This is a genomic window from Acinetobacter sp. UBA1496, assembly GCF_002324975.1.
GTDB lineage: Bacteria > Pseudomonadota > Gammaproteobacteria > Pseudomonadales > Moraxellaceae > Acinetobacter > Acinetobacter variabilis.
In genome coordinates this window covers 18,445-38,499 of sequence record NZ_DCRI01000032.1, presented here as the reverse complement: position 1 = coordinate 38,499, position 20,055 = coordinate 18,445, and the positions used below count along the sequence as shown (strand labels likewise).

Genomic DNA, 20,055 nt, shown 5'->3' with positions numbered 1-20,055 from the left:
CTTGAGTTTAGTGAAGTCTTTTTTGCCTATCTCAAATTCGCTTGAGTTTTATTCAACATCTTGCCGTTCTTACAGAAAAATAAAGTTCCACTTTTATCTGTATGTGGTGAGCTGTTGCTGAGTATGAAGATCTTTTTATTGATTTCGTCTGTATCCCTAACATAACGAGATTTGACGAATACATTGCTGAGTCTTTGTAGTGGCTTGTTTAATAAAGGCACAGTTCTGTTATTTTTCTTAACTACACAGTTTTTTTTTACCGAGTAAAGATCACAAAGTTCGAAAAATTTAAAGCTGATAGTTTTTACTAAAAGATAAAATCATGAAACAAAGGCTTAATCATCTAAAAGTGAAAACAAGTTTTTAAAAAAACTGATCCAGACATTTGAGTTTTATAAGGTAAAATTAATTTCTTTATACAGTTACAATCCTGTCACCAGGCTATACAGAACGCCTAAACTTATATCTTTGCCCGTCCTATAAACTATATAACTCAGAAGTACTTAAGTTATTTCCACATATAAATAGTGGCAAAAATCTATTTCATATAAAAGGTCATACTGCCAAGATTTCTTATCTTTTCAGCCATGACTGGCAAACTTCTATTTTAAAAGATATCTCTCTACAAAATTGTTAAGGAGTAAAACATGGGCTCTTCAGAAAAAAATGCTAAAGCTATGAAAATTGATATTGGTATTTCTTACGAAGACCGTGCCAAAATCGTCGAAGGTCTATCTAAATTATTGGCAGACAGCTATACCCTCTATTTAATGACCCACAACTTTCACTGGAATGTCACCGGACCACAGTTCAATAGTCTGCACAGTATGTTTATGACCCAATATACCGAACAGTGGAATGCTCTTGATCTGATTGCAGAACGTATCCGAGCCTTAGGCTTTGCCGCACCCGGCACTTACCAGCAATTTGTTAAGCTGACTGCTATTAAAGAAGTAGAAGTTGTACCAGATGCCCAAGAAATGTTGCGTTTATTGGTAAATGCTCATGAAACGGTAGCTCGTACCGCACGCAATCTTTTTGAAGTTGTTGATGAAGTCAACGATCAACCGACTGCAGATTTAATCACGCAACGTCTTGATGTGCATGAAAAAACAGCCTGGATGTTACGAAGTACTTTAGAGTAATTAATTTTTCTCATTAAGAAAACAACTGTAAAATCAGAAAATTAGCTTTTCCTAAAATAAATAAGTGTTCAAATTTAATTGATATCCTTTTGAGCACTTATTTATCCCAATTTTCACCCTATAGTGAAGGCTTTGAAAAATAAATATTTACCTTTTAAAAGATTATTTTTAATCAATAAATCTTTATTTATTATCTATTTAATTATATTAGGCTAGATAGAAAATTTAGCTTTTAAGTAAAATTTTCTTATATTATAAAAATATAATTTTTACTAAATCAGTATTTTATTATTTTTTTGATCTTAGTCTTTTTCCATATCTTTTAAATATATTGAAAAAATGGACCAAACCATTTCTGCTTACAAAATAAGCAACAGATTAAGCTTCAAAAATGCTTACAAACTGAATATTATTCATCTAAAATAGAGAACCACATCACATAATATAATTATTGAAATATATTGTATACATTTTGTATTTCTGAAAGATTTAAGGGATTAAGTTATGAGTGTTCAAAAGTTGCTCATTTCACTCAAACTTAATTTACGTAAATTGATTTTAATCCTTTTACTTGTGAGTCTGGTGATTCTTTTTTCAATTACATTGATTGTGAGCAATGTAATTCACCGACAGCAACTGATTAATAATTCTCTTGCAACTAATTATGAGTATGCAGCTAAAGTTGCTTCTATTTCTGATTTATATTTTAAAAATATATTTAATGATTTAAGCCTCAGTGCCAATATTATTAATAATGGCTTTCATAATGAGCAGTTATTAAAAACTGAATTAAACAGATTGATTCAACAATCTAATTCTTTTAGCAGTGTTTTGATCAGCGATGCAGATGGTCATGTCATCGAATATGCGCCTGAAACCTTGAAATTAGATAAAGTTGCGATTATCCGGTCTTTGGGCTTTAGCAAATCACTCGAATCAAAGAAGCCTTATATTTCCTCACCATATTATTCATTAAAAGGTAATCTAGTCGTCCTGGTTAGTTTTCCCATCTTTGATCAGAATAATAAATACCAAGGCTTTATTGCAGGGTTTATCTATTTACATGAAGAATCCTTATTAAAGACAATTTTAAGCGAAAATTATGGTTATAAAAATAGCTATTTATATGTTTTTGATAAAGAAGATAAAATTATTTATCATCCAGAAAGAGAGAAAATTGGAAAAACATTCCAACACAATACCGGTTTAGCTTATATGGAGTCTCATAGCTCAGGAAAAATAAAATTAAACAACGATATGGGAGTTAGCGAACTAGTAAGTTTTGCAAAAATTCCTACGACTAACTGGACCGTGGTGTTTCAGCAGCCTACAGAAGATTTATTCGCCCAAGCCCGTCTTCTTGCCTACAAAGTGATTGGCACAATTTTTGTTATCTATATTATTATCTTTTTAATCATCTGGCGTATTTCAAAATTTATTACCTCTCCATTAAATGATCTTGCCAAAATGGCAAGTCATTTGAATGATCCAGGTATCACTGAAAAGATTAATCATATTAAGCCTTGGTATTTTGAAGTTTTTAAATTCAAGAAGTCCCTATTATCTAGCGTAAACGTTTTTAATCAGGAAATCGAAGAACTTAAACAGGACACTTTAACCGATCCTTTAACCGGCTTTTATAATCGCCGTGGCTTTGAACTATTTTTAAATGATTTGATTAGCAATAAAATTTATTTTGCTGTGGTGGTTTTAGATATTGACTATTTCAAGAAAATTAATGATCGTCATGGGCATGATATGGGTGATGTGGTATTAACCAAAGTTGCCGGATTCATTCGGGAAAGTTTTCGTGAACAGGATATTTGCTGTCGGGTCGGCGGTGAAGAGTTTATTATTCTTGCGCCAGTTAAAGAGATTTCACAAGCCACTAAAATTGCTGAAAGATTAAGGCACAAACTGGCATCGACTTATTTACTAGAAGTTGGTGTAGTGACTGCCTCACTTGGTATTGCACACTGGCCTTTAACTTCTTCTGATATTAAAGAAGTTTTAAAACAAGCAGATACAAATTTATATCAAGCCAAACATTTAGGGAGAAATCGTGTGGTGACAGGTGAAAAAAGTGCCTAGTAATAATATTTTTATACAGTTATTAAGTAGATAATTTAAATATATTATTTTGTTATTGTGTTATAGCGTTTAGATCTTTAATTCCAAAAAACAGTATAATTTCTCTAATACTTCTAGGTTTATATAGAGGTTTATACTTAAGGATACAATATGACTTCTTTTTATAATGGAGGCACCAGCCAAGAGATTTTTAATCTGATTGGTCAAGCTGCTGCCTTAGAGGGTATCATAGATGCGATTACCGCATGGTTAGGGGATAAAATTCCGGATGCGTTGGTATCTGTCATGTTGTATTCGGAACAGGAACAAACGCTTAATTTAATAAAAGAACCAGCCTATTTTTCCAGAGAATATATAGCCGCTTTAAAGGATCTAAAAATCGGTCCGAATGTAGGCGCTTGTGGTGCAGCTGCATATCATCGTCGTTTAGTGGTCTGTGAGGATTTACTCAATGATCCAAACTGGGTCGCATATAAAGATCTGGTTAAACAAAATGGTTTAAGAGCCTGCTGGTCCCTACCAATTGCCCATGGGAGTGGCAAACTTTTTGGCTCTTTTGGTACGTATTATCGTTCGATCAAGTCTCCTACTCCCAATGAAATTGACCTGCTGCAATATGCAGCTTCGCTGATCGCCTTAACCTTTGAGCTGTATGAAGAACGCAAAAAACGAAATCAACTCAAAGATAAATATCAGTCATTTTTCTCTTTTCATCCCGATGCAATTTTTGAGCACAATCTGGATGGCAATATTGTAGATGCCAATCTGGCCACCAAGTTTTTTAACGAAGTTGGTGTTAAATCGCATATCGGAACTAAAATTGATCATTTTATTGAACCTGAACATCGCCCTCTTGCCTTAGAAGCCTTTGAGCAGGCCAAGCATGGCTTGACTGGACATCTTGAAGTTCAGGCACATAACTCGGCAGGACAGAAATACTGGCTCGATTTAACTTTTTTGCCAATTAAAGTGAATGAGGAAATTGTCGGTATCTTTAGCGTGGCACGCGACATTACTGAACGCTATCAAAACAATGAAATGCTGCGCTTAATGAAACGTAGTGTCGATGCAAATCCGCATGGCATTATTTTAACTTCGGCAGAAAATGACCAGCCTATTGAATATGTTAATCCGGCCTTTGAGCAGATTACCGGTTATAGTCTGGAAGAACTCAAAGGGAAAAATTGCCGCATCTTGCAGGGACCCGATACTTCAGCGGAAAGCGTCCAGCAAATCAGCGAAGCCATTCAGAATAAATCTGAAATCAAGATTGTCCTGAAAAATTATCGTAAGGATGGACACTGGTTCTGGAACAAGCTGAATCTCGGCCCGGTCTTTGATGAAAATCATAAATGCACTCATTTTATTGCTATTCAACAGGATGTGAGTCAGCATGTTGCCCAGCAAGAACTAATCGCTTATCAGGAATCACATGACCATTTAACCGGCTTTATTAACAATAAGCTGTTTGAAAAAGTGATACAGGAAAAACTGCATTTAGCTCAGACAGGTTCTGCAAATCTGGTGCTTTTATATCTGGATCTGGATGATTTTGAACCTTTGAATCAAAGCCTCGGTCATGATATTGGCGATAAAATTTTAAAACTGGTGGGCAATCGTCTGAGTCAAAATCTGCAGCCTGAAGATGTGATTTCCAGATTTTCAGGAGATGAGTTTGCAATTTTATTAACTCAAATGACTGATCTCAAGCAAGTCGCTGTACGTGCCGAAGAAATCATCGCCGGATTATCTCAACCTTTCCATGTGGATGGCTATGATATTCACCTGAGTGCCAGTATTGGTGTCGCTGATGCTGATCCAGACATTAAATGTGTTAAGCAGTTTATCAATGCTGCTAAAGATGCCATGCGTGACGCCAATGCCGAAGGGGGTAATACCTGGCACTGGTATAATTTCACGAAAGAGCCTTTACCGAAGGTAGATTATGTACAGCTTCGTCATGAACTGATGGTCGCGCTGCATGAACAGCAATTTAAACTGTTTTATCAGCCAATTCTGGACAGTGAAACGGGTAAGGTCAAATGTCTGGAAGCTTTGATCCGCTGGCAACATCCAGAAAAAGGCTTTATTTCTCCTGCCGATTTTATTCCTTTTGCAGAAAGGACCGGTCAAATCGTCTCGATCGGCGAATGGGTACTCAGACAGGCTTGTGAGGAAGTCAAAGCCTGGAATATGCAGCATGAGACTCAAATTTCGGTTGCCATCAATCTATCTCCTTTACAGTTTAAAAGAAGCGGATTCCTAAGCGATCTACAGCAATTATTAGCAGAAATTGAATTCCCACATGAGTTACTAAAACTGGAAGTAACTGAAAGTATGTTGATTGCTAGCGGTGATAAGTCGATTGAGATCTTAAAAAATGTCCGGGCTTTGGGTATTAAAGTGTCGGTAGATGACTTTGGCACTGGTTATTCGAGTTTAAGTTATTTACGTAGCTTACCGATTGATGAGATCAAATTGGATCGCAGCTTTGTCCAGCATTTACCCGGCAATCTACGAGATGAGGCAATTATTGAAGCTATGATTACCCTAGCACATAAGCTGGATCTGGAAGTTGTTGCGGAAGGAATTGAAAATCCTGAACAGGCTGAGTGTTTAAAATCGCATCATTGTGATTATCTGCAAGGTTTTTATTATGCAAAACCTGCCCGGCTCAATCAGCTGGAGTTAATCAGTTCCTGATTAATATGCCCTGTTTGAACTGTACAGTTTCAGCTTCTAAGTAAGCTAACTCTTCTAAATGATGGGTCACATAAATCATGGGTAGATTTAACTCATCTTTCATCCGTTTTAGAAAAGGTAAAATCTGTTGTTTTAACTGCTGATCCAGGCCTGTTAAAGGTTCATCCAGCAATAAAAGATTCGGTGAAGACAGTAATGCTCGGCCAATAGAAACGCGCTGCGCTTCTCCACCTGAGAGCTGGTGTGCTCTACGATATATTAAAGGTTTTAATTCTAATAATTCTACGATGTCTTCAAACTGGAATTTTCGATTTTCTCTAGATACCAGTTTTTCTGCATAGCATAGGTTCTGCTGCACGTTCATATGTGGAAACAGCAAAGCATTCTGGAAAACTAATGCAATCTTGCGCTGATGCATTGGAATATTAATTTTCTTTTCTGTATTGATTAAGTCCTGCTGATTAAACTGAATATATCCTTGGTCAGGTTTTAATAGTCCGACAATATTTTTGAGTAAAGTACTTTTTCCACTTCCAGATGTACCGACAATCCCTAATAGTTGCTGCGACATTTCCAGTTTAATATTCAACCCGAAATCGGCTTGTTGATATTGAAAATCACATTTCAACATTTCAGCCTCCCAATTTCCGTTGATAGTTTTGCAAAATAAAATAATTGGCAATTAAGGCAGTAAATGCCAAGAAAATAGACAATGTCACCAGACGCATCGCCATTTCTTCACCATTTGGTTGTTGCAGTAAGGAGTAAATTGCGATGGGAATAGTGCGGGTTTCATCCGGAATATTTCCCACAAAAGTAATGGTGGCGCCAAACTCACCCAGACTGCGGCTAAAACACAAGATGCTGCCCATCAGCATACCGGGAATCGCCAGAGGTAAATTGATACTCCAAAATACTTTCCACGGTGCTGCGCCCAATGAACCTGCGATGTGTTCGAGTTGCTGATTCATAAGCTGAAAAGACAGACGAATCGGTTGCACCATCAATGGGAATGCGACAATCATCGAGGCCAATACCGCCCCTTTCCAGTTAAATGCCAGTTGCAGTCCGAGTGTATTGAAATATTGGCCAATCATGCCTTGATTGCCAAACAGCACCAGAAGCAGATAACCCAAGACCACAGGTGGCAGCACCATAGGTAATTGCAAACATGCTTCGACCACAAACTTAAGCCGAAATTCATATCTGGCCAAAACCCAAGCCAATGCTACTGCAAAAGGTAAGCAGAATAAGGTTGCAAAGCTGGCCACTTTGGCAGACAGATATAGCGCACTTAGTTCTTCTAGACTTAACATCTTGCAGTTATTTCTCCAGTCATTGTCTAGGGATTCAGCCTAAATCCATATTTTTGAAAGATGACTTTGGCCTGTGTACTTTTTTGTATAAATTGTTCAAATTGAATGGCATCCGCATTTTTTTCGCCCTGTTTGGTCAACGCAATCGGATAAATAATCGGATGATGCGAATCTGCCGGGAAGGTACCAATAATTTTCACTTTTTGGCTGATTAAGGCATCAGTTTTATAGACAATGCCCACATCACACTCACCACGTTCAACAAAAGCCAAGGCTGAACGAACATCATCAGTGCCCACAATCCGCCCCTTTAACTGATCTAGCCAGTTCAGTTTGGTCAGACTTTGCTTGGCATATTTCCCGGCAGGCACTGACTCCATCTGTCCAGTACACAATCGTCCTTGAAAGGCTTTGGCGAAATTAAAACTGGATTGGGGTTTAAAATGAATAGTCAGATGTTTGGGACTAATGGCCACCAACTGATTTAACAGGATGGGATGAACTGAACTGGAATTTATCAGTTTCTTTTGTACCAGATAATTCATCCAATCCTGATCAGCTGAAAAGTATAGATCACTACTGGCCCCTGCTTCGACCTGTTTCGCCAAGGCTGATGAAGCACCAAATACCGCTACAACATCTGTTTTAGGATGTTGCTTTTCATAAATTTTTTCAATATCGCTGATGGCATTGGTCAGACTGGCTGCGGCATAAATTTTGACAGTATCTGCATGTGCAGCTGAAAATATAGAGGCTAGGCAGACCGAGAAAAACAGGGATTTTTTCATGATTGTTCTGTTCCTTAATGAATAAATAAACCGCGCACAATCTGTCCTTCAGATAAAACTGCTCCCGCAGGAATGCGAACCAGACAATTGGCCTGCATGAGATTGCTCAGCATATGTGATTGCTGTTTGGGCAGACTTTTAACTCGTAAAACCGACTGCTCAAAACTGGCGGACATTCTTAAAAAGCGCTCTCTGGCATCCATTTTTAGATCATGGGTGAGTACAGCATTAAACCAGTTCGGCTGAGATTTGTGTCCTTGAAAGGCATTTAATAAAGTTGCGGTGTATATCTGCATGCCCACATACACTGCTGCGGGATTTCCCGGTAAGCCCAGCAGATAACAATGTGAACTATCATCGCGCTGTAACTGGGCAAAGAACATCGGCTTGCCCGGCTTCTGTTTTACTTTCCAGAATATCTGTTCGAAACCTAAATTTAGTGCTACAGGCCGAATGAAATCATAATCTCCGACAGATACCCCACCCGTGGTTAAAATCAGGTCATGGCTTGCTGATAATTCTTGAATGAGATTCCGTACTGCCGCCTCAGTATCTGCAACATGAAAAATTTCAACCTGCTGCCCGACTTGCTGAAACCAAGCTTCAATTAAGGGACCGTTGGCATCAAAGATTTTACCCGCTACAAAGTCTTCTATACTTTCAGCAACTTCATCACCTGTAATAACTACAGCCACTTTAGGATATTGAAGAACCTCAACATTATTGATCCCCGCCATGCTTAGAGAGGCAATTGCACCGACTGACAGTTGCTGACCTTTATTGGCTAATAATTGCCCGACTGAAATTTCTTCGCCCACATCGCGAATATCGGCATGAACTTTAAGCTGTTCCGTAATTTTGATTCTGGATAAATCGATCGCTTGAACGATTTCCTGACGTGCGACCGTAGTAGTCCCGAGGGGAAGTTTAGCGCCGGTAAAAATCCTGACGGTCTGACTATCCTGAAGTTGCAGTTCACCCTGTTGTCCCGCCCGAATTTCACCAATCAAGTGGAATTCTCGTTCTGGTTCAATTGCAGATTGGGTACACAGTGCATAACCATCTACGGCACTTTGCGAAAATAACGGTAGATTAATCTCAGAATAAATATCTTCTGCCAGATAACGATTTAAGGCCTGATTCAACTTCAATCGTTCAGTTGCTAACACTTGAGTATGCTGCAAAATTAATTCTAAAGCCTGATCTACTGTAATCAGACCATGTTCTGCTCCGCATCCAGACATTATTGATAACCGCCTTGATGTGGAATATTTTTTTGCACATCAAATAAATGTACCAACGCTGGTAGTACAGCAATTAAAGATTCTTTTGCCCCTTGTCGGCTGCCCGGTAAAGTCATTACCAAACTGTTATCAATATAGCCAGCAACGCCGCGACTTAAAGCCGCATAAGGCGTGCGTTTCTGCCCGAAACTGCGTGAAGCTTCCATGAGTCCAGGAATTTCCCGTTTCAGTAAAGGCTGTAAAGTTTCAACCGTTAGATCTTTAGGACCTAGGCCTGTTCCACCCACAGTCAGGATCAATGGATAGTCATTTTTTTGCTGTTCAACTAGTGCCAATAACTGTTCAGGGTCGTCTGGAATTACCTGATAGGCAATATTTTCAAAATTGGCTTCTTGTAATATTTCTAGGACATTTTGCCCTGCTGTATCCGGTTTTTTACCGGCAGCGACTGTATCTGAAAGCACAATGATGGATGCTGGCAAGGCTTCTTTTAAGACACGGGTAAAATGCGATTTACCGCCTTTTTTCTTTTGTAATTTACATTGATCCAGACATAGATCTTCCGGTTCACAATGTGGTTTGAGCATATCGTAAAGGGTCAATCCAGCCAGACTAACGGCAGTCAAAGCTTCCATTTCCACACCAGTTGGACCAATAGTCTCTACTGTGGCAATAATTTCGACATGCGCATCACACAGCTCATACTCCACATCTGCACGATAAATTGGTAAGGGATGACAAAGTGGAATCAGTTCATCGGTTCGTTTAGCCCCCAAAATCCCGGCGATGCGAGCTGTCTTTAGTGCATCACCCTTTTCCGTATTGCCATTCCGTAATAATTCAATGCAATGTGGCGGTGCATGCAGAATCCCTGTAGCTACTGCAGTCCGATAACTTTCTGCTTTCATCCCGACATTTTTCATTGCATGATCCTATAGTTCATTTCTTCTTTAAACGTGTGTATGTTCTGACTTATATTGGCCATTGATAGATGAATGGCGTATTCTCTTTGGCATGATGGCAATGTTGATACGTCTCATCTGAATGTTTTGGATGATGATGCATGTGAGCAGTTTCTACATCTTTACGGATACAACATCCCTCAACATATTGACTGCTGCCATCCATATAAAACTCTTCTTTCCAGACTGGTACTTCATGTTTAACCCGCTCCACTGCTTCCTCACAAGCGGCAAAAGCCTCACGTCGATGTGCAGCATAAGCAATCGCGATAATGGCTTTTTCACCAATATCTAATGCCCCAATTCGATGAATCACCCGCACATAGGACACGCCGTATTTGGCCTGGATTTCCTGTTCAATCTGGCGAATCATTTTTTCTGCAACAGGTGCATAGGCCGTATATTTCAGTGCCTTGACCGCTTTACCTTCATGGTGATTGCGTACCGTTCCGATAAATACGCCGACTCCACCACATTCAGGAAAAGACTGGATCGGATCAAGACTTTCTAGATTTAAAGCAGTATCCTGAATCCTAGAAAATTGCTTGAATTCGCTCATTTCAGCCTCCTGCTACAGGTGATAACAGCACCAAAGTACTGTCAGCATGAAGAGGTGTCTGACGTGAAATGATGTCTTCACCGATGGCACAGGCACAGCGTTCAATCATGCCAAATGCATCTGGATAATCTTGTCCCACCTGATTCAAAACCTCAGATACGGTACTTTGAGATTTACAAATAATTTCGAGATCTTGCGGTAACTGTCGTTCTACCGCACCGAAGGCTTCAATTCTGATTCTGATCTGTGACATCTTAACCTCCTATCATGTGCATACTAATTTTGCGGCTGTTTTGATTCATACTTTGATTTTTCAAGCGCTGCTCTATAGCATGAAAGCCCTGTTCTTTGTTCCAGATATATCTGGATAAAGCGCCATACAAATTCAACTCACTTAGAGCGGTAGATGAATTTAATGATTTGATTTCATTTTTAAGATTCAAGCCTTGAGGTGCAAACAGGCAGTTATAAAATTCACCTTGTGCAGTCAATCGCAAGCGGTCGCAGCTGCCACAAAATGAGTTGGTAATAGTTGAGATAATTCCAATCGGATGGCCATCAATTAAATACTGGCGTGCGGGTTCCGAAGCTGATTGGGAAGAATTATTAGTTTTTTGAGTGAGCTTAAATTCAGTCGCCAAAGTTTCTAAAATGTATTGTTCACTGACTACATGCTCAGTAGACCAATTGTGATCACCATCAAGTGGCATAAATTCGATAAAGCGCAGGACAATATTTTGCTGAACTGACCAGCGCGCTAATGGCAGGATCTGATTATCATTGATACCCTGCATCAATACGGTATTGATCTTAATCGGTAATCCAGCGGCTTGTGCTGCCTGAATTCCTTCCAGCACAGGTGCCAAATCTTTTTGAGTTAGCTGCTTAAACTGATCAGCATCCAGACTGTCCAGGCTGATATTCAGGTCATCCAGTCCTGCCTGCTTTAAGGCTTGTGCATATTGTTTTAAGTAATGCGCATTGGTGGTCATGGAAATACGTTGTAATCCCAGCTTTTTCAACGCTTGCAGTTGTTCAACAAAATGCACTACGCCCTGACGCATTAAAGGCTCACCACCGGTAATGCGGATATACTGGATACCATGACGCACCATAAAATCGCAAAACTGATACAGCTCTTCAAAACTGAGCAGATCGTGTTTTTTCATCCATTCTGGATGTTCAGGCATACAATAAACACATTTAAAATTGCAGCGATCGGTCACTGAAATCCTTAGCTTGCGCTTGCCACGACCGAATTGATCGACAAACAAGGCATCATTTTTAAGCTGTGTCATCATATTCATGTTGAACATCCATCTTCAGGCATTGGGTGGGTTGTTGCACATATACAGTGCGCGAAACTCAAATCGCCCAATCTTGTAATAATTAGATTTGCAATAAGTGTTCCAACTTTGTGCCAAAAACAAAATATTCAGTTTTTAGTGCAGAAATTTGAGCTGTTGATACTGTTGCAGTTCATCCAGCGAGTTAATACTGTGAAAAAATAGCGCACGATTTTTAAAACGTGCTACTTGTGCGTGCAAATCAGCAAAACAGTGTTTAAGGCTGCGCTGTTCCTGTTCAAGATGTAATTTCAGGCTTGCCAGACTGCTGCGTTTGACCAGACAAAATGGATAAAGTGGCTTGCCGTTAATTTCCACATAGGCCACTTCAGCCAGGCTGTTTTTGGCTAGAGCCTGGTGTAACTTAATCAATACTTTGGAAGGAATATAAGTTAGGTCACAAGGGACAAATAGCACATAATCCGACTGCACATGCGACCAGGCACTTTTCATACCCATTAACGGCCCATGAAAGCCCGGCTCATCATCTTGATAATAATGAACACTGGGAATAAGTTTCTGGTAAATGGAATAGTCGCGATGGCTATTAATCCAGACCTGTGCAACATTCGATTTCAGCTGTTGGTGAATCTTGATCAGCTGAATCTGGTCATCGAATTTCTGCAACAGTTTATTGATGCCATTCATGCGTCTTGCCTGTCCACCCGCCAGAATTACCAGATCAGTACGTGGATAGGCTGTTTTATTATTTTCTCTCTCGGCTCCTTTTTTCATTCTACCGTCTCCAATTGACATGTTTTAATCAGGCCACGGATTTCAGGTAAACACGAACCACAATTCCCTCCGGCTTTTAAACATGCGGTCACCTGTTTTTCATCCGTAATATTTTTAGTTTTAATGGTTTCAATGATGCGGTTTTTACCGACTTTAAAACAGCTACACACCAGTGGACCTTCATTATTTGCCATCGACATCGGCTGTCCGGCAAGTAGGGCTTTACGGTGCATAGCACTTAAACGTTCACGTTTAAACAGACTTGCCACCCAGTCGCGGTCCGGCAATAAGGCCTTCGGTGCAATATATAGACTGGCAATCACATGACCATCCTGAAGTATCACGCTATGACTGATGTGGGCGGTCTGATCTTCAAGATTCAGCCATTCAAAACTTTCGTCCTGAAATGGCAATAATTCTTTTAAATGCTCAGTGGTGTAGCTAAATTTCTTCCGGTCTGCCAGTTCATAACGTATTGCCTTGCTGGTAGTGATTTTAGTCCACCACACGGTGGCTTCAATCGACGGCTGTACGATTTTTTCAAAGCCTTGACGCACATAAAATACGCCTTGCCACTGGCTATAAAATGGATAGATGATAACCGGAGTATGTTTGAATTCTGGCTCACCCGAAATAGCATCCACTACCGGATTCACCACCTTGCCAATCCGGGCATCGGATGCGACCTGATCATTCCAGTGAATCGGGGCAAAGACCTGTCCACGGCGGATATTGTCACTAATAGTCGCACGCAAGACACAATTGCCCCACTGCGATTTCACCTCAACCAATTCACCATCCTGAATCCCGTATTTTAGTGCATCATTCGGGTGAATTTCACAGTAAGGTTCGGCACGGTGCGTACTCAAATTCGCCGATAAACCGGTACGGCTCATGGTATGCCATTGGTCACGAATCCGGCCAGTATTTAAAATTAAAGGATATTCACTAGAGGTTTGATGAACCGGATTGACCGCTGAAATTGCAATGAATTTGGCTTTGCCATCTGCATGGCTATACTGGCCTTCGCTATAGAGTCGAGCTACTGAATCTTCTGCCTGATCTTTTCTCCATACTGGCCATTGTACCGGTTTCAGTTCATCATATTCAGCTAGGCTTAAATCGGTTAGGCCTTTTAAATTAAAATAGCGGAAATATGGCGTTTCAGAACGCTGACTTAAATCAGAGTTTTGCTCAGCAGATAATTGGGCATGCTCCAAAAAAATGTCATGGCTATTATTAAAATCAAAACCTGTGAAACCCATCTTCTGAGCCACTTGACTGATCGCCCACCAGTCAGCTTTGGCTTGCATCGGTGCATCTAAAAAAGCACGCTGTCTGGAAATACGACGTTCTGAATTGGTCACGGTGCCATCTTTTTCCCCCCAACCTAAAGCAGGTAACAAGATATCAGCATATTGTGTGGTATCCGTATCCCGACAGATATCAGACACTACCACGAATTCACATTTGTCCAGGGCGCGTTTGACCTGATCTGCATCTGGCAAGCTGACGACCGGATTGGTGGCCATAATCCAGATGGCTTTAATCTTACCGCTTTCAACGGCCTGAAATAAATCGACTGCTTTGAGACCAACCTGCGTCGCAATGGTTGGGCTTTGCCAGAAGCTTTGTACCAGCTGCTGATGTCCCGGATTTTCTAAATCCAGATGTGCAGCCAGCATATTGGCTAGACCACCGACTTCACGCCCGCCCATCGCATTTGGCTGACCGGTCATGGAAAATGGCGCTGCACCGAGTTTGCCGATTTTACCGGTGAGCAAATGACAGTTAATAATACTGTTGGCTTTATCGACGCCACGTGATGACTGGTTTACGCCCATGGAGAACAACGTTATTACTTTGTCTGTCTGGGCAAATTTTTCAAAGAATTGACTCAGCTTAGCAGCTGAAATACCGGTACGTGCAGCCACATCCTCAATCGAAGCTTCAGTAGAACTACTCGTTAAAGCCTGTTCCAGCCCCTGGGTATGTGGGGCAACAAATGCATTATCGACGTAACCATGCTGATGCAAGTACTGTAATAAGCCATTAAACAGCACCACATCCTGACCCGGCAGAATTGGCAGATGCAAATCTGCTGCTTCGCAGGTACTGGTAAAGCGTGGATCAACCACAACTACAAACAGGTCACGTTGTTCCTTGGCTTTCATAATGCGCTGATACAGCACTGGATGGCACCAAGCGGTATTGGAACCGACCAGTACCACCATGTCAGTATGTTCAAAATCTTCGTAGCTGGCTGGAACCAGATCTTCACCAAAAGCTCGTTTATGTGCAGCAACAGCTGAAGACATACACAGGCGTGAATTGGTATCGATGTTTGCAGTACCGAGATAGCCTTTGACGAATTTGTTCACCACGTAATAATCTTCGGTCAGCAACTGACCTGAGACATAAAACGCAATACTGTCTCGGCCATATTGATCGATGCATTGCTGGAATTTATTGGTAATGGACGAAACTGCAGTATCCCAACTGGTAACTTCACGCAGATCTTTCCGACCCAGCATTGGCTGCAGTAAACGGGTTTCCAGTCCCAAAGTATCTGCCAGATTACTACCTTTGATGCATAACTTGCCGAAATTGGAAGGATGATTGGCATCACCTTCAACAGTCACTTTCGGGCCTGATGTGGTCGGCGTTACATGTGCAGTCACACCACAACCCACGCCGCAATATGGGCACGTGGTTTGAGTCGTCATCGTTTTTAATTCTGTGGAGCTATGCAGTTCCACCACTGGGATACTATTCATTGCTGCTGTGCTCCTAAATTATCTAAATTCACTTATCTCGCCAAATCTAAAATGTCTAGCTTTTACAGGTTTGATTTAAATTTTTTCTTGGTGTCAAAAGCTTTAATCCTCCCCAACCCTCCTTTGTTAAAGGAGGGAGGTTCCCCTCTTTTTAAAGAGGGGTTAGGGAAGATTTATGTGATGGATTACCCTGCTTTCTTTAATGCAAAATCCCGACCAAACAGCAGTTTATTTCGAATCGTTGCAATTGGGGTTTGATCTGCAATTAGCTCAGCATACCAAGCACCATCCTCAGTATCACCAAACAGCACGGCACCAATTACTCTATCTTTTTGAATAATAATGCGTTTATAGATCTGACGTTTTTCGTCATTCAACACGATATCTTCAAAATCATCTTTTGGTTCGAAGTCACCTGCCGAGAACACGTCACAACCACTCACTTTCAGCTGAGTCGGAACGGTTGGCGCTTTAAACGTCAGGCTTCCATGCTCGGCCAGATGTGATGCACAAATGAACGCCTGGCCCCAAAGTGGTTCAACCAGACCAAAGGTTTGACCACGGTGCTCGATACATTCACCCACTGCATAAATACTTGGGTCAAAAGTCTGCATAGTGTCATTCACCAGCACACCGCGGTTACAACGCAGACCGGCACTTTGCGCCAATGCGATATTTGGACGAATACCCACAGCAAACACCACCAGATCGGCAGCCAGCAGGGTGCCATCTTTGAGTTTCACTTGGGTCACATGACCGTCTTCACCAATCAGACATTCGGTATTCGCTTCAGTCAGAATATTGATACCTTTCTGCTCAATCGCTGTTTTCAGCATCTGGCTGGCTTTGCTGTCCAGCTGACGATCCATAATGCGATCCATCAGATGCAATACTGTGACATTCATGCCTTGCTGTTTCAGGCCATAAGCAGCTTCTAGGCCCAGTAAGCCACCGCCGATGACGACCGCATTTTTCTTGGTTTTGCAGTAGTCCAGCATATTGTTGACATCATAAATGTCGCGGAAGCTGAGTACGCCTTTTAAGTCGCTACCTGGAATTGGCGGAACGAATGGCTTGGAACCCGTCGCCAGAATCAAACGGTCATAACTGATCACTTCGCCTTTTTCGGTATAAACCTGCTTACGCGGACGGTCGATACGAACCGCCGGATCACCGGCAATCAGACGAATACCTTTGTCGGCATACCATGCATGCGGATGCAGCATGATGTCATCAATGGTTTTCTCGCCAGAAAGCACTGGCGACAGCATGATGCGGTTGTAGTTACCCCACGGCTCTTCACCAATCACAGTAATTTCATAACGGTCTGGTGCCATATCCAGCAGGTCTTCCAGACAACGCATGCCTGCCAGACCATTACCAACCAGTACCAGTTTCATTTTTTCCGGTGAAACACCGTTATTGGTAATATAGGTTTTTTGTGGCACTGGGCTAATGAATACCTTGCCATTTTCAATTTTGTTTGGAAATACCAGCAGTTTTTGATCTTTATCTTCCAGACAGCGCCCAGTCGCCAGACTGAAATGCTGCTTGTAAATTGGTGAAGCGACAACACGCTCGCCTTGCAGATCACCAATGATGCCGCGCGACATCACAAATGCTTTACTAAATGGATCCTGGTTACTGAGTGCATAAACACGCTTTTCTGAACCCACACGGAATATCGCAATTTGCTGATCTTTCACCAAGGCTGCAACGCCAGTATTAGGCGTGATGTCATCCAGTGCACACACTTCCACCCAATTCAGTTCATTCATATCTTTAAACATTGTCATATTCTTGCTCCTTTATTCTTTGAATCAGGCTTCAACTACCGGAATACGGCTGGCGTTGCGTTCAGCTTCAGTTTTTGGACGGATCTGACCACGCACTTCAGTAAATTGAACGTGCGGATCGTTTTGCTGTTCAGCCTTGGCATTAATAAAGGTTTTGAAACGTTTACGGACTTCTGGATCTTCAACTGCAGTACGCCATTCATCCTGATAAGTGCCCACTACATGCTCCATACGACGCTCGAGTTCTGTTGCCAGACCCAATGAGTCATTCACAACGACATCTTTCAGGTAATCCAGGCCGCCTTCGAGGTTGTCACGCCATACCGAAGTACGTTGCAGACGATCAGCCGTCTGGATATAGAACATGAAGAAACGGTCGATATAGCGGACTAAAGTTTGTGTATCCAGATCTGATGCCAGCAGTTCAGCATGACGCGGTTTCATACCACCGTTACCGCAGACATACAGGTTCCAGCCTTTTTCAGTGGCAATCACACCGACGTCTTTGCTTTGTGCTTCGGCACATTCACGGGTACAACCAGACACGGCCATTTTTAGTTTGTGTGGAGAACGCAGACCTTTGTAACGATTTTCCAGGAAGATTGCCAAACCAACAGAATCATCTACACCATAACGGCACCAAGTGCTACCGACACAAGATTTCACTGTACGTAGTGATTTACCGTAGGCATGACCAGACTCAAAACCGGCATTGATCAGTTTTTTCCAGATTTCTGGCAATTGATGCACTTGTGCACCAAACATATCGACACGCTGGCCCCCAGTCAGTTTTGTATACAGACCGTATTCTTTAGCAATTTGACCAATTGCAATCAGGCCTTCTGGTGTCACTTCACCGCCTGCCATACGTGGCACAACTGAGTACGAACCGTCTTTCTGGATATTGCCCAGATAATAGTCATTACTGTCTTGTAAACCGGCGTGACTTGGCTTCAGTACAAAGTCATTCCAGCAAGATGCGAGAATGTTCGCTACTGTCGGTTTACAGATGTCACAGCCCAGCCCATGTCCATGTTGGTGAATCAGGTCATCAAACGTTTTGATTTCATTAACTCGAACCAGGTGATACAGCTCTTGACGTGAGTAAGCAAAATGTTCACACAAATGGTTATTCACCGTTACGCCTTGGCGTTGCAACTCGGACTTCAATACTTGAGTGACGAGTGGCGCACAGCCACCACAGGCGGTTGCTGCTTTGGTGCATTTTTTCAGAGCGCCGAGTGAAGTTGAACCATCAGCAATCGCAGAGCAGATATCTGCTTTAGACACGTTATTACATGAACAGATGGTTGCACTGTCTGGAAGTAGATCCACACCACTACCACCTGCTTTAGCAGTTGCCTGATCGAGGCCCGGCATAATCAGGCTTTCAGGATTCTCAGGTACAGCCAGCCCATTCAGCACCATTTGCAGCAGGTCGTTATATTCTTTGGCACAACCGACCAGTACTGCACCCAACAGTTTGGTCTTTTCGGCATTGACCACGATTTTCTTATAGACTTGAGCCGCTTCATCGGCGTAGAAATAGCTCAGTGAACCTGGTGTCATGGCATGTGCATCACCCACCGAAGCAACATCTACACCCATCAGTTTCAGCTTGGTGCTCATATCTGCGCCAGCAAATGCTGCACATTCTTCTTGCAGCACATGCTTCGCAGCGATACGTGCCATGTCATAGCCTGGAGCCACCAGACCAAAAATCTTGTTATTCCAGAGTGCACATTCACCAATCGCGTAAATATCTGGATGAGAAGTCTGACAATAATCATTGATCATGATTCCGCCACGTTCACCAATGGCCAGCCCGCTTTGACGTGCCAATTCATCACGTGGACGAATCCCTGCAGAGAACAGGATAATATCGGTTTCCAGTTCCGCACCATCACTAAACTTCATCACATGTTTAGCATTGGCACCGTCTTCAATAGATGAGGTTGCTTTTTGGGTATGAACTTTAACACCCAGATTTTCAATTTTTGAGCGTAAAACTTTTCCACCAAGATCATCAATCTGGACTGCCATCAGACGTGGTGCAAATTCAACCACATGTGTTTCCAGATTTAGATCACGCAGGGCTTTAGCTGCTTCCAGACCCAACAGACCACCACCGATTACCACACCAGTTTTTGCATTTAAACTCGCTGCACGAATGGCATCCAAGTCTTCAATCGTACGGTAAACAAAACAATTTCCACGGTCATTCCCCGGGATTGGCGGAACAAAAGCATAGGAACCCGTTGCCAGAATCAGCTTGTCATAAGTTAACTCTTCACCATGCTGGGTAGTCACAGTACGAGTGTGCTGATTGATTGAAACTGCTTTAGTGCCCAAGCGCAGGTCGATCCCATATGCATCCGCAAAGTCGCTACGGCAAAGGGTCAAGTCTTTTGCTGATTTTCCACTGAAATATTCAGTTAAATGAACACGGTCATATGCCAAACGTGGTTCTTCAGCCAGAATAGTGATTTCAACCTCATCGCCCGCCTGTTCAAGTACAGATTCGATAAATTTGTGGCCCACCATGCCATGACCAATCATGATAATTTTCATATGTTTACTTCCTACTAATTTT

Annotated in this window: 15 protein-coding genes; 3 read left to right on the top strand and 12 right to left on the bottom strand. The window is 41.8% G+C overall.

Annotated elements, in window-relative coordinates; genetic code table 11:
* Positions 1-647: 647 nt before the first annotated feature.
* From B3143_RS03725 to B3143_RS03715, 3 genes are all read left to right on the top strand, one after another.
* Positions 648-1,145 (top strand): Dps family protein, encoded by a 498-nt coding sequence (locus B3143_RS03725; protein WP_104426500.1) that lies wholly within the window; start codon positions 648-650, stop codon positions 1,143-1,145.
* Between the two features lie 504 nt (positions 1,146-1,649).
* Positions 1,650-3,236: a sensor domain-containing diguanylate cyclase gene (locus B3143_RS03720; protein ID WP_286739554.1), complete on the top strand. Its 1,587-nt coding sequence runs from the start codon at positions 1,650-1,652 to the stop codon at positions 3,234-3,236.
* 150 nt (positions 3,237-3,386) lie between these two features.
* Positions 3,387-5,939: a bifunctional diguanylate cyclase/phosphodiesterase gene (locus B3143_RS03715; protein WP_286739553.1), complete on the top strand. Its 2,553-nt coding sequence runs from the start codon at positions 3,387-3,389 to the stop codon at positions 5,937-5,939.
* Here B3143_RS03715 and B3143_RS03710 read toward each other — a convergent pair.
* The 12 genes from B3143_RS03710 to nirB form a co-directional block, all read right to left on the bottom strand.
* Positions 5,929-6,570 carry an ATP-binding cassette domain-containing protein gene (locus tag B3143_RS03710; RefSeq protein ID WP_005234447.1) on the bottom strand — a complete coding sequence of 214 codons (642 nt, stop codon included), beginning with the start codon at positions 6,568-6,570 and terminating at the stop codon, positions 5,929-5,931. The two genes, B3143_RS03715 and B3143_RS03710, sit on opposite strands and share 11 nt — an antisense overlap.
* Position 6,571: 1 nt before the next feature.
* On the bottom strand, positions 6,572-7,255 hold the full coding sequence (gene modB / locus B3143_RS03705) for a molybdate ABC transporter permease subunit (protein WP_034170386.1): 684 nt from the start codon (positions 7,253-7,255) through the stop codon (positions 6,572-6,574).
* Positions 7,256-7,281: 26 nt separating this feature from the next.
* Positions 7,282-8,043, bottom strand: a complete 762-nt coding sequence (modA, locus tag B3143_RS03700; protein ID WP_034170385.1) for a molybdate ABC transporter substrate-binding protein — start codon at positions 8,041-8,043, stop codon at positions 7,282-7,284.
* A gap of 14 nt (positions 8,044-8,057) precedes the next feature.
* Positions 8,058-9,287, bottom strand: coding sequence for a molybdopterin molybdotransferase MoeA (locus tag B3143_RS03695; RefSeq protein ID WP_034170384.1), 1,230 nt, complete (start codon positions 9,285-9,287; stop codon positions 8,058-8,060).
* Positions 9,287-10,210: a bifunctional molybdenum cofactor biosynthesis protein MoaC/MoaB gene (moaCB, locus tag B3143_RS03690; RefSeq protein ID WP_034170383.1), complete on the bottom strand. Its 924-nt coding sequence runs from the start codon at positions 10,208-10,210 to the stop codon at positions 9,287-9,289. Before moaCB ends, B3143_RS03695 begins: the two co-directional genes overlap by 1 nt.
* Before the next feature lie 49 nt (positions 10,211-10,259).
* Positions 10,260-10,808 (bottom strand): molybdenum cofactor biosynthesis protein MoaE, encoded by a 549-nt coding sequence (locus B3143_RS03685; protein ID WP_286739550.1) that lies wholly within the window; start codon positions 10,806-10,808, stop codon positions 10,260-10,262.
* A 1-nt stretch (position 10,809) separates the two neighbouring features.
* On the bottom strand, positions 10,810-11,061 hold the full coding sequence (locus B3143_RS03680) for a MoaD/ThiS family protein (RefSeq protein WP_034170381.1): 252 nt from the start codon (positions 11,059-11,061) through the stop codon (positions 10,810-10,812).
* A gap of 1 nt (position 11,062) precedes the next feature.
* Positions 11,063-12,115 carry a GTP 3',8-cyclase MoaA gene (moaA, locus tag B3143_RS03675; RefSeq protein ID WP_034170380.1) on the bottom strand — a complete coding sequence of 351 codons (1,053 nt, stop codon included), beginning with the start codon at positions 12,113-12,115 and terminating at the stop codon, positions 11,063-11,065.
* Positions 12,116-12,250: 135 nt separating this feature from the next.
* Positions 12,251-12,889: a molybdenum cofactor guanylyltransferase gene (gene mobA, locus B3143_RS03670; RefSeq protein WP_286739549.1), complete on the bottom strand. Its 639-nt coding sequence runs from the start codon at positions 12,887-12,889 to the stop codon at positions 12,251-12,253.
* Entirely contained in the window at positions 12,886-15,666 is a 2,781-nt protein-coding gene (locus B3143_RS03665) for a nitrate reductase (protein ID WP_286739548.1), read from the bottom strand. The genes mobA and B3143_RS03665 overlap by 4 nt, the downstream gene beginning before the upstream one ends.
* A 185-nt stretch (positions 15,667-15,851) precedes the next feature.
* Positions 15,852-17,462 carry a nitrite reductase small subunit NirD gene (nirD, locus tag B3143_RS03660; RefSeq protein WP_286739547.1) on the bottom strand — a complete coding sequence of 537 codons (1,611 nt, stop codon included), beginning with the start codon at positions 17,460-17,462 and terminating at the stop codon, positions 15,852-15,854.
* 24 nt (positions 17,463-17,486) lie between these two features.
* Entirely contained in the window at positions 17,487-20,033 is a 2,547-nt protein-coding gene (nirB, locus tag B3143_RS03655; protein ID WP_286739546.1) for a nitrite reductase large subunit NirB, read from the bottom strand.
* Between the last annotated feature and the right edge of the window lie 22 nt (positions 20,034-20,055).

Excerpts from the sequence above, each read along its gene's own strand:
- B3143_RS03725 (WP_104426500.1), top strand. The coding sequence starts at position 648 with ATGGGCTCTTCAGAAAAAAATGCTAAAGCTATGAAAATTGATATTGGT.
- B3143_RS03720 (WP_286739554.1), top strand. The coding sequence starts at position 1,650 with ATGAGTGTTCAAAAGTTGCTCATTTCACTCAAACTTAATTTACGTAAA.
- B3143_RS03715 (WP_286739553.1), top strand. The coding sequence starts at position 3,387 with ATGACTTCTTTTTATAATGGAGGCACCAGCCAAGAGATTTTTAATCTG.
- B3143_RS03710 (WP_005234447.1), bottom strand. The coding sequence starts at position 6,570 with ATGTTGAAATGTGATTTTCAATATCAACAAGCCGATTTCGGGTTGAAT.
- modB (WP_034170386.1), bottom strand. The coding sequence starts at position 7,255 with ATGTTAAGTCTAGAAGAACTAAGTGCGCTATATCTGTCTGCCAAAGTG.
- modA (WP_034170385.1), bottom strand. The coding sequence starts at position 8,043 with ATGAAAAAATCCCTGTTTTTCTCGGTCTGCCTAGCCTCTATATTTTCA.
- B3143_RS03695 (WP_034170384.1), bottom strand. The coding sequence starts at position 9,287 with ATGTCTGGATGCGGAGCAGAACATGGTCTGATTACAGTAGATCAGGCT.
- moaCB (WP_034170383.1), bottom strand. The coding sequence starts at position 10,210 with ATGAAAAATGTCGGGATGAAAGCAGAAAGTTATCGGACTGCAGTAGCT.
- B3143_RS03685 (WP_286739550.1), bottom strand. The coding sequence starts at position 10,808 with ATGAGCGAATTCAAGCAATTTTCTAGGATTCAGGATACTGCTTTAAAT.
- B3143_RS03680 (WP_034170381.1), bottom strand. The coding sequence starts at position 11,061 with ATGTCACAGATCAGAATCAGAATTGAAGCCTTCGGTGCGGTAGAACGA.
- moaA (WP_034170380.1), bottom strand. The coding sequence starts at position 12,115 with ATGAATATGATGACACAGCTTAAAAATGATGCCTTGTTTGTCGATCAA.
- mobA (WP_286739549.1), bottom strand. The coding sequence starts at position 12,889 with ATGAAAAAAGGAGCCGAGAGAGAAAATAATAAAACAGCCTATCCACGT.
- B3143_RS03665 (WP_286739548.1), bottom strand. The coding sequence starts at position 15,666 with ATGAATAGTATCCCAGTGGTGGAACTGCATAGCTCCACAGAATTAAAA.
- nirD (WP_286739547.1), bottom strand. The coding sequence starts at position 17,462 with ATGACAATGTTTAAAGATATGAATGAACTGAATTGGGTGGAAGTGTGT.
- nirB (WP_286739546.1), bottom strand. The coding sequence starts at position 20,033 with ATGAAAATTATCATGATTGGTCATGGCATGGTGGGCCACAAATTTATC.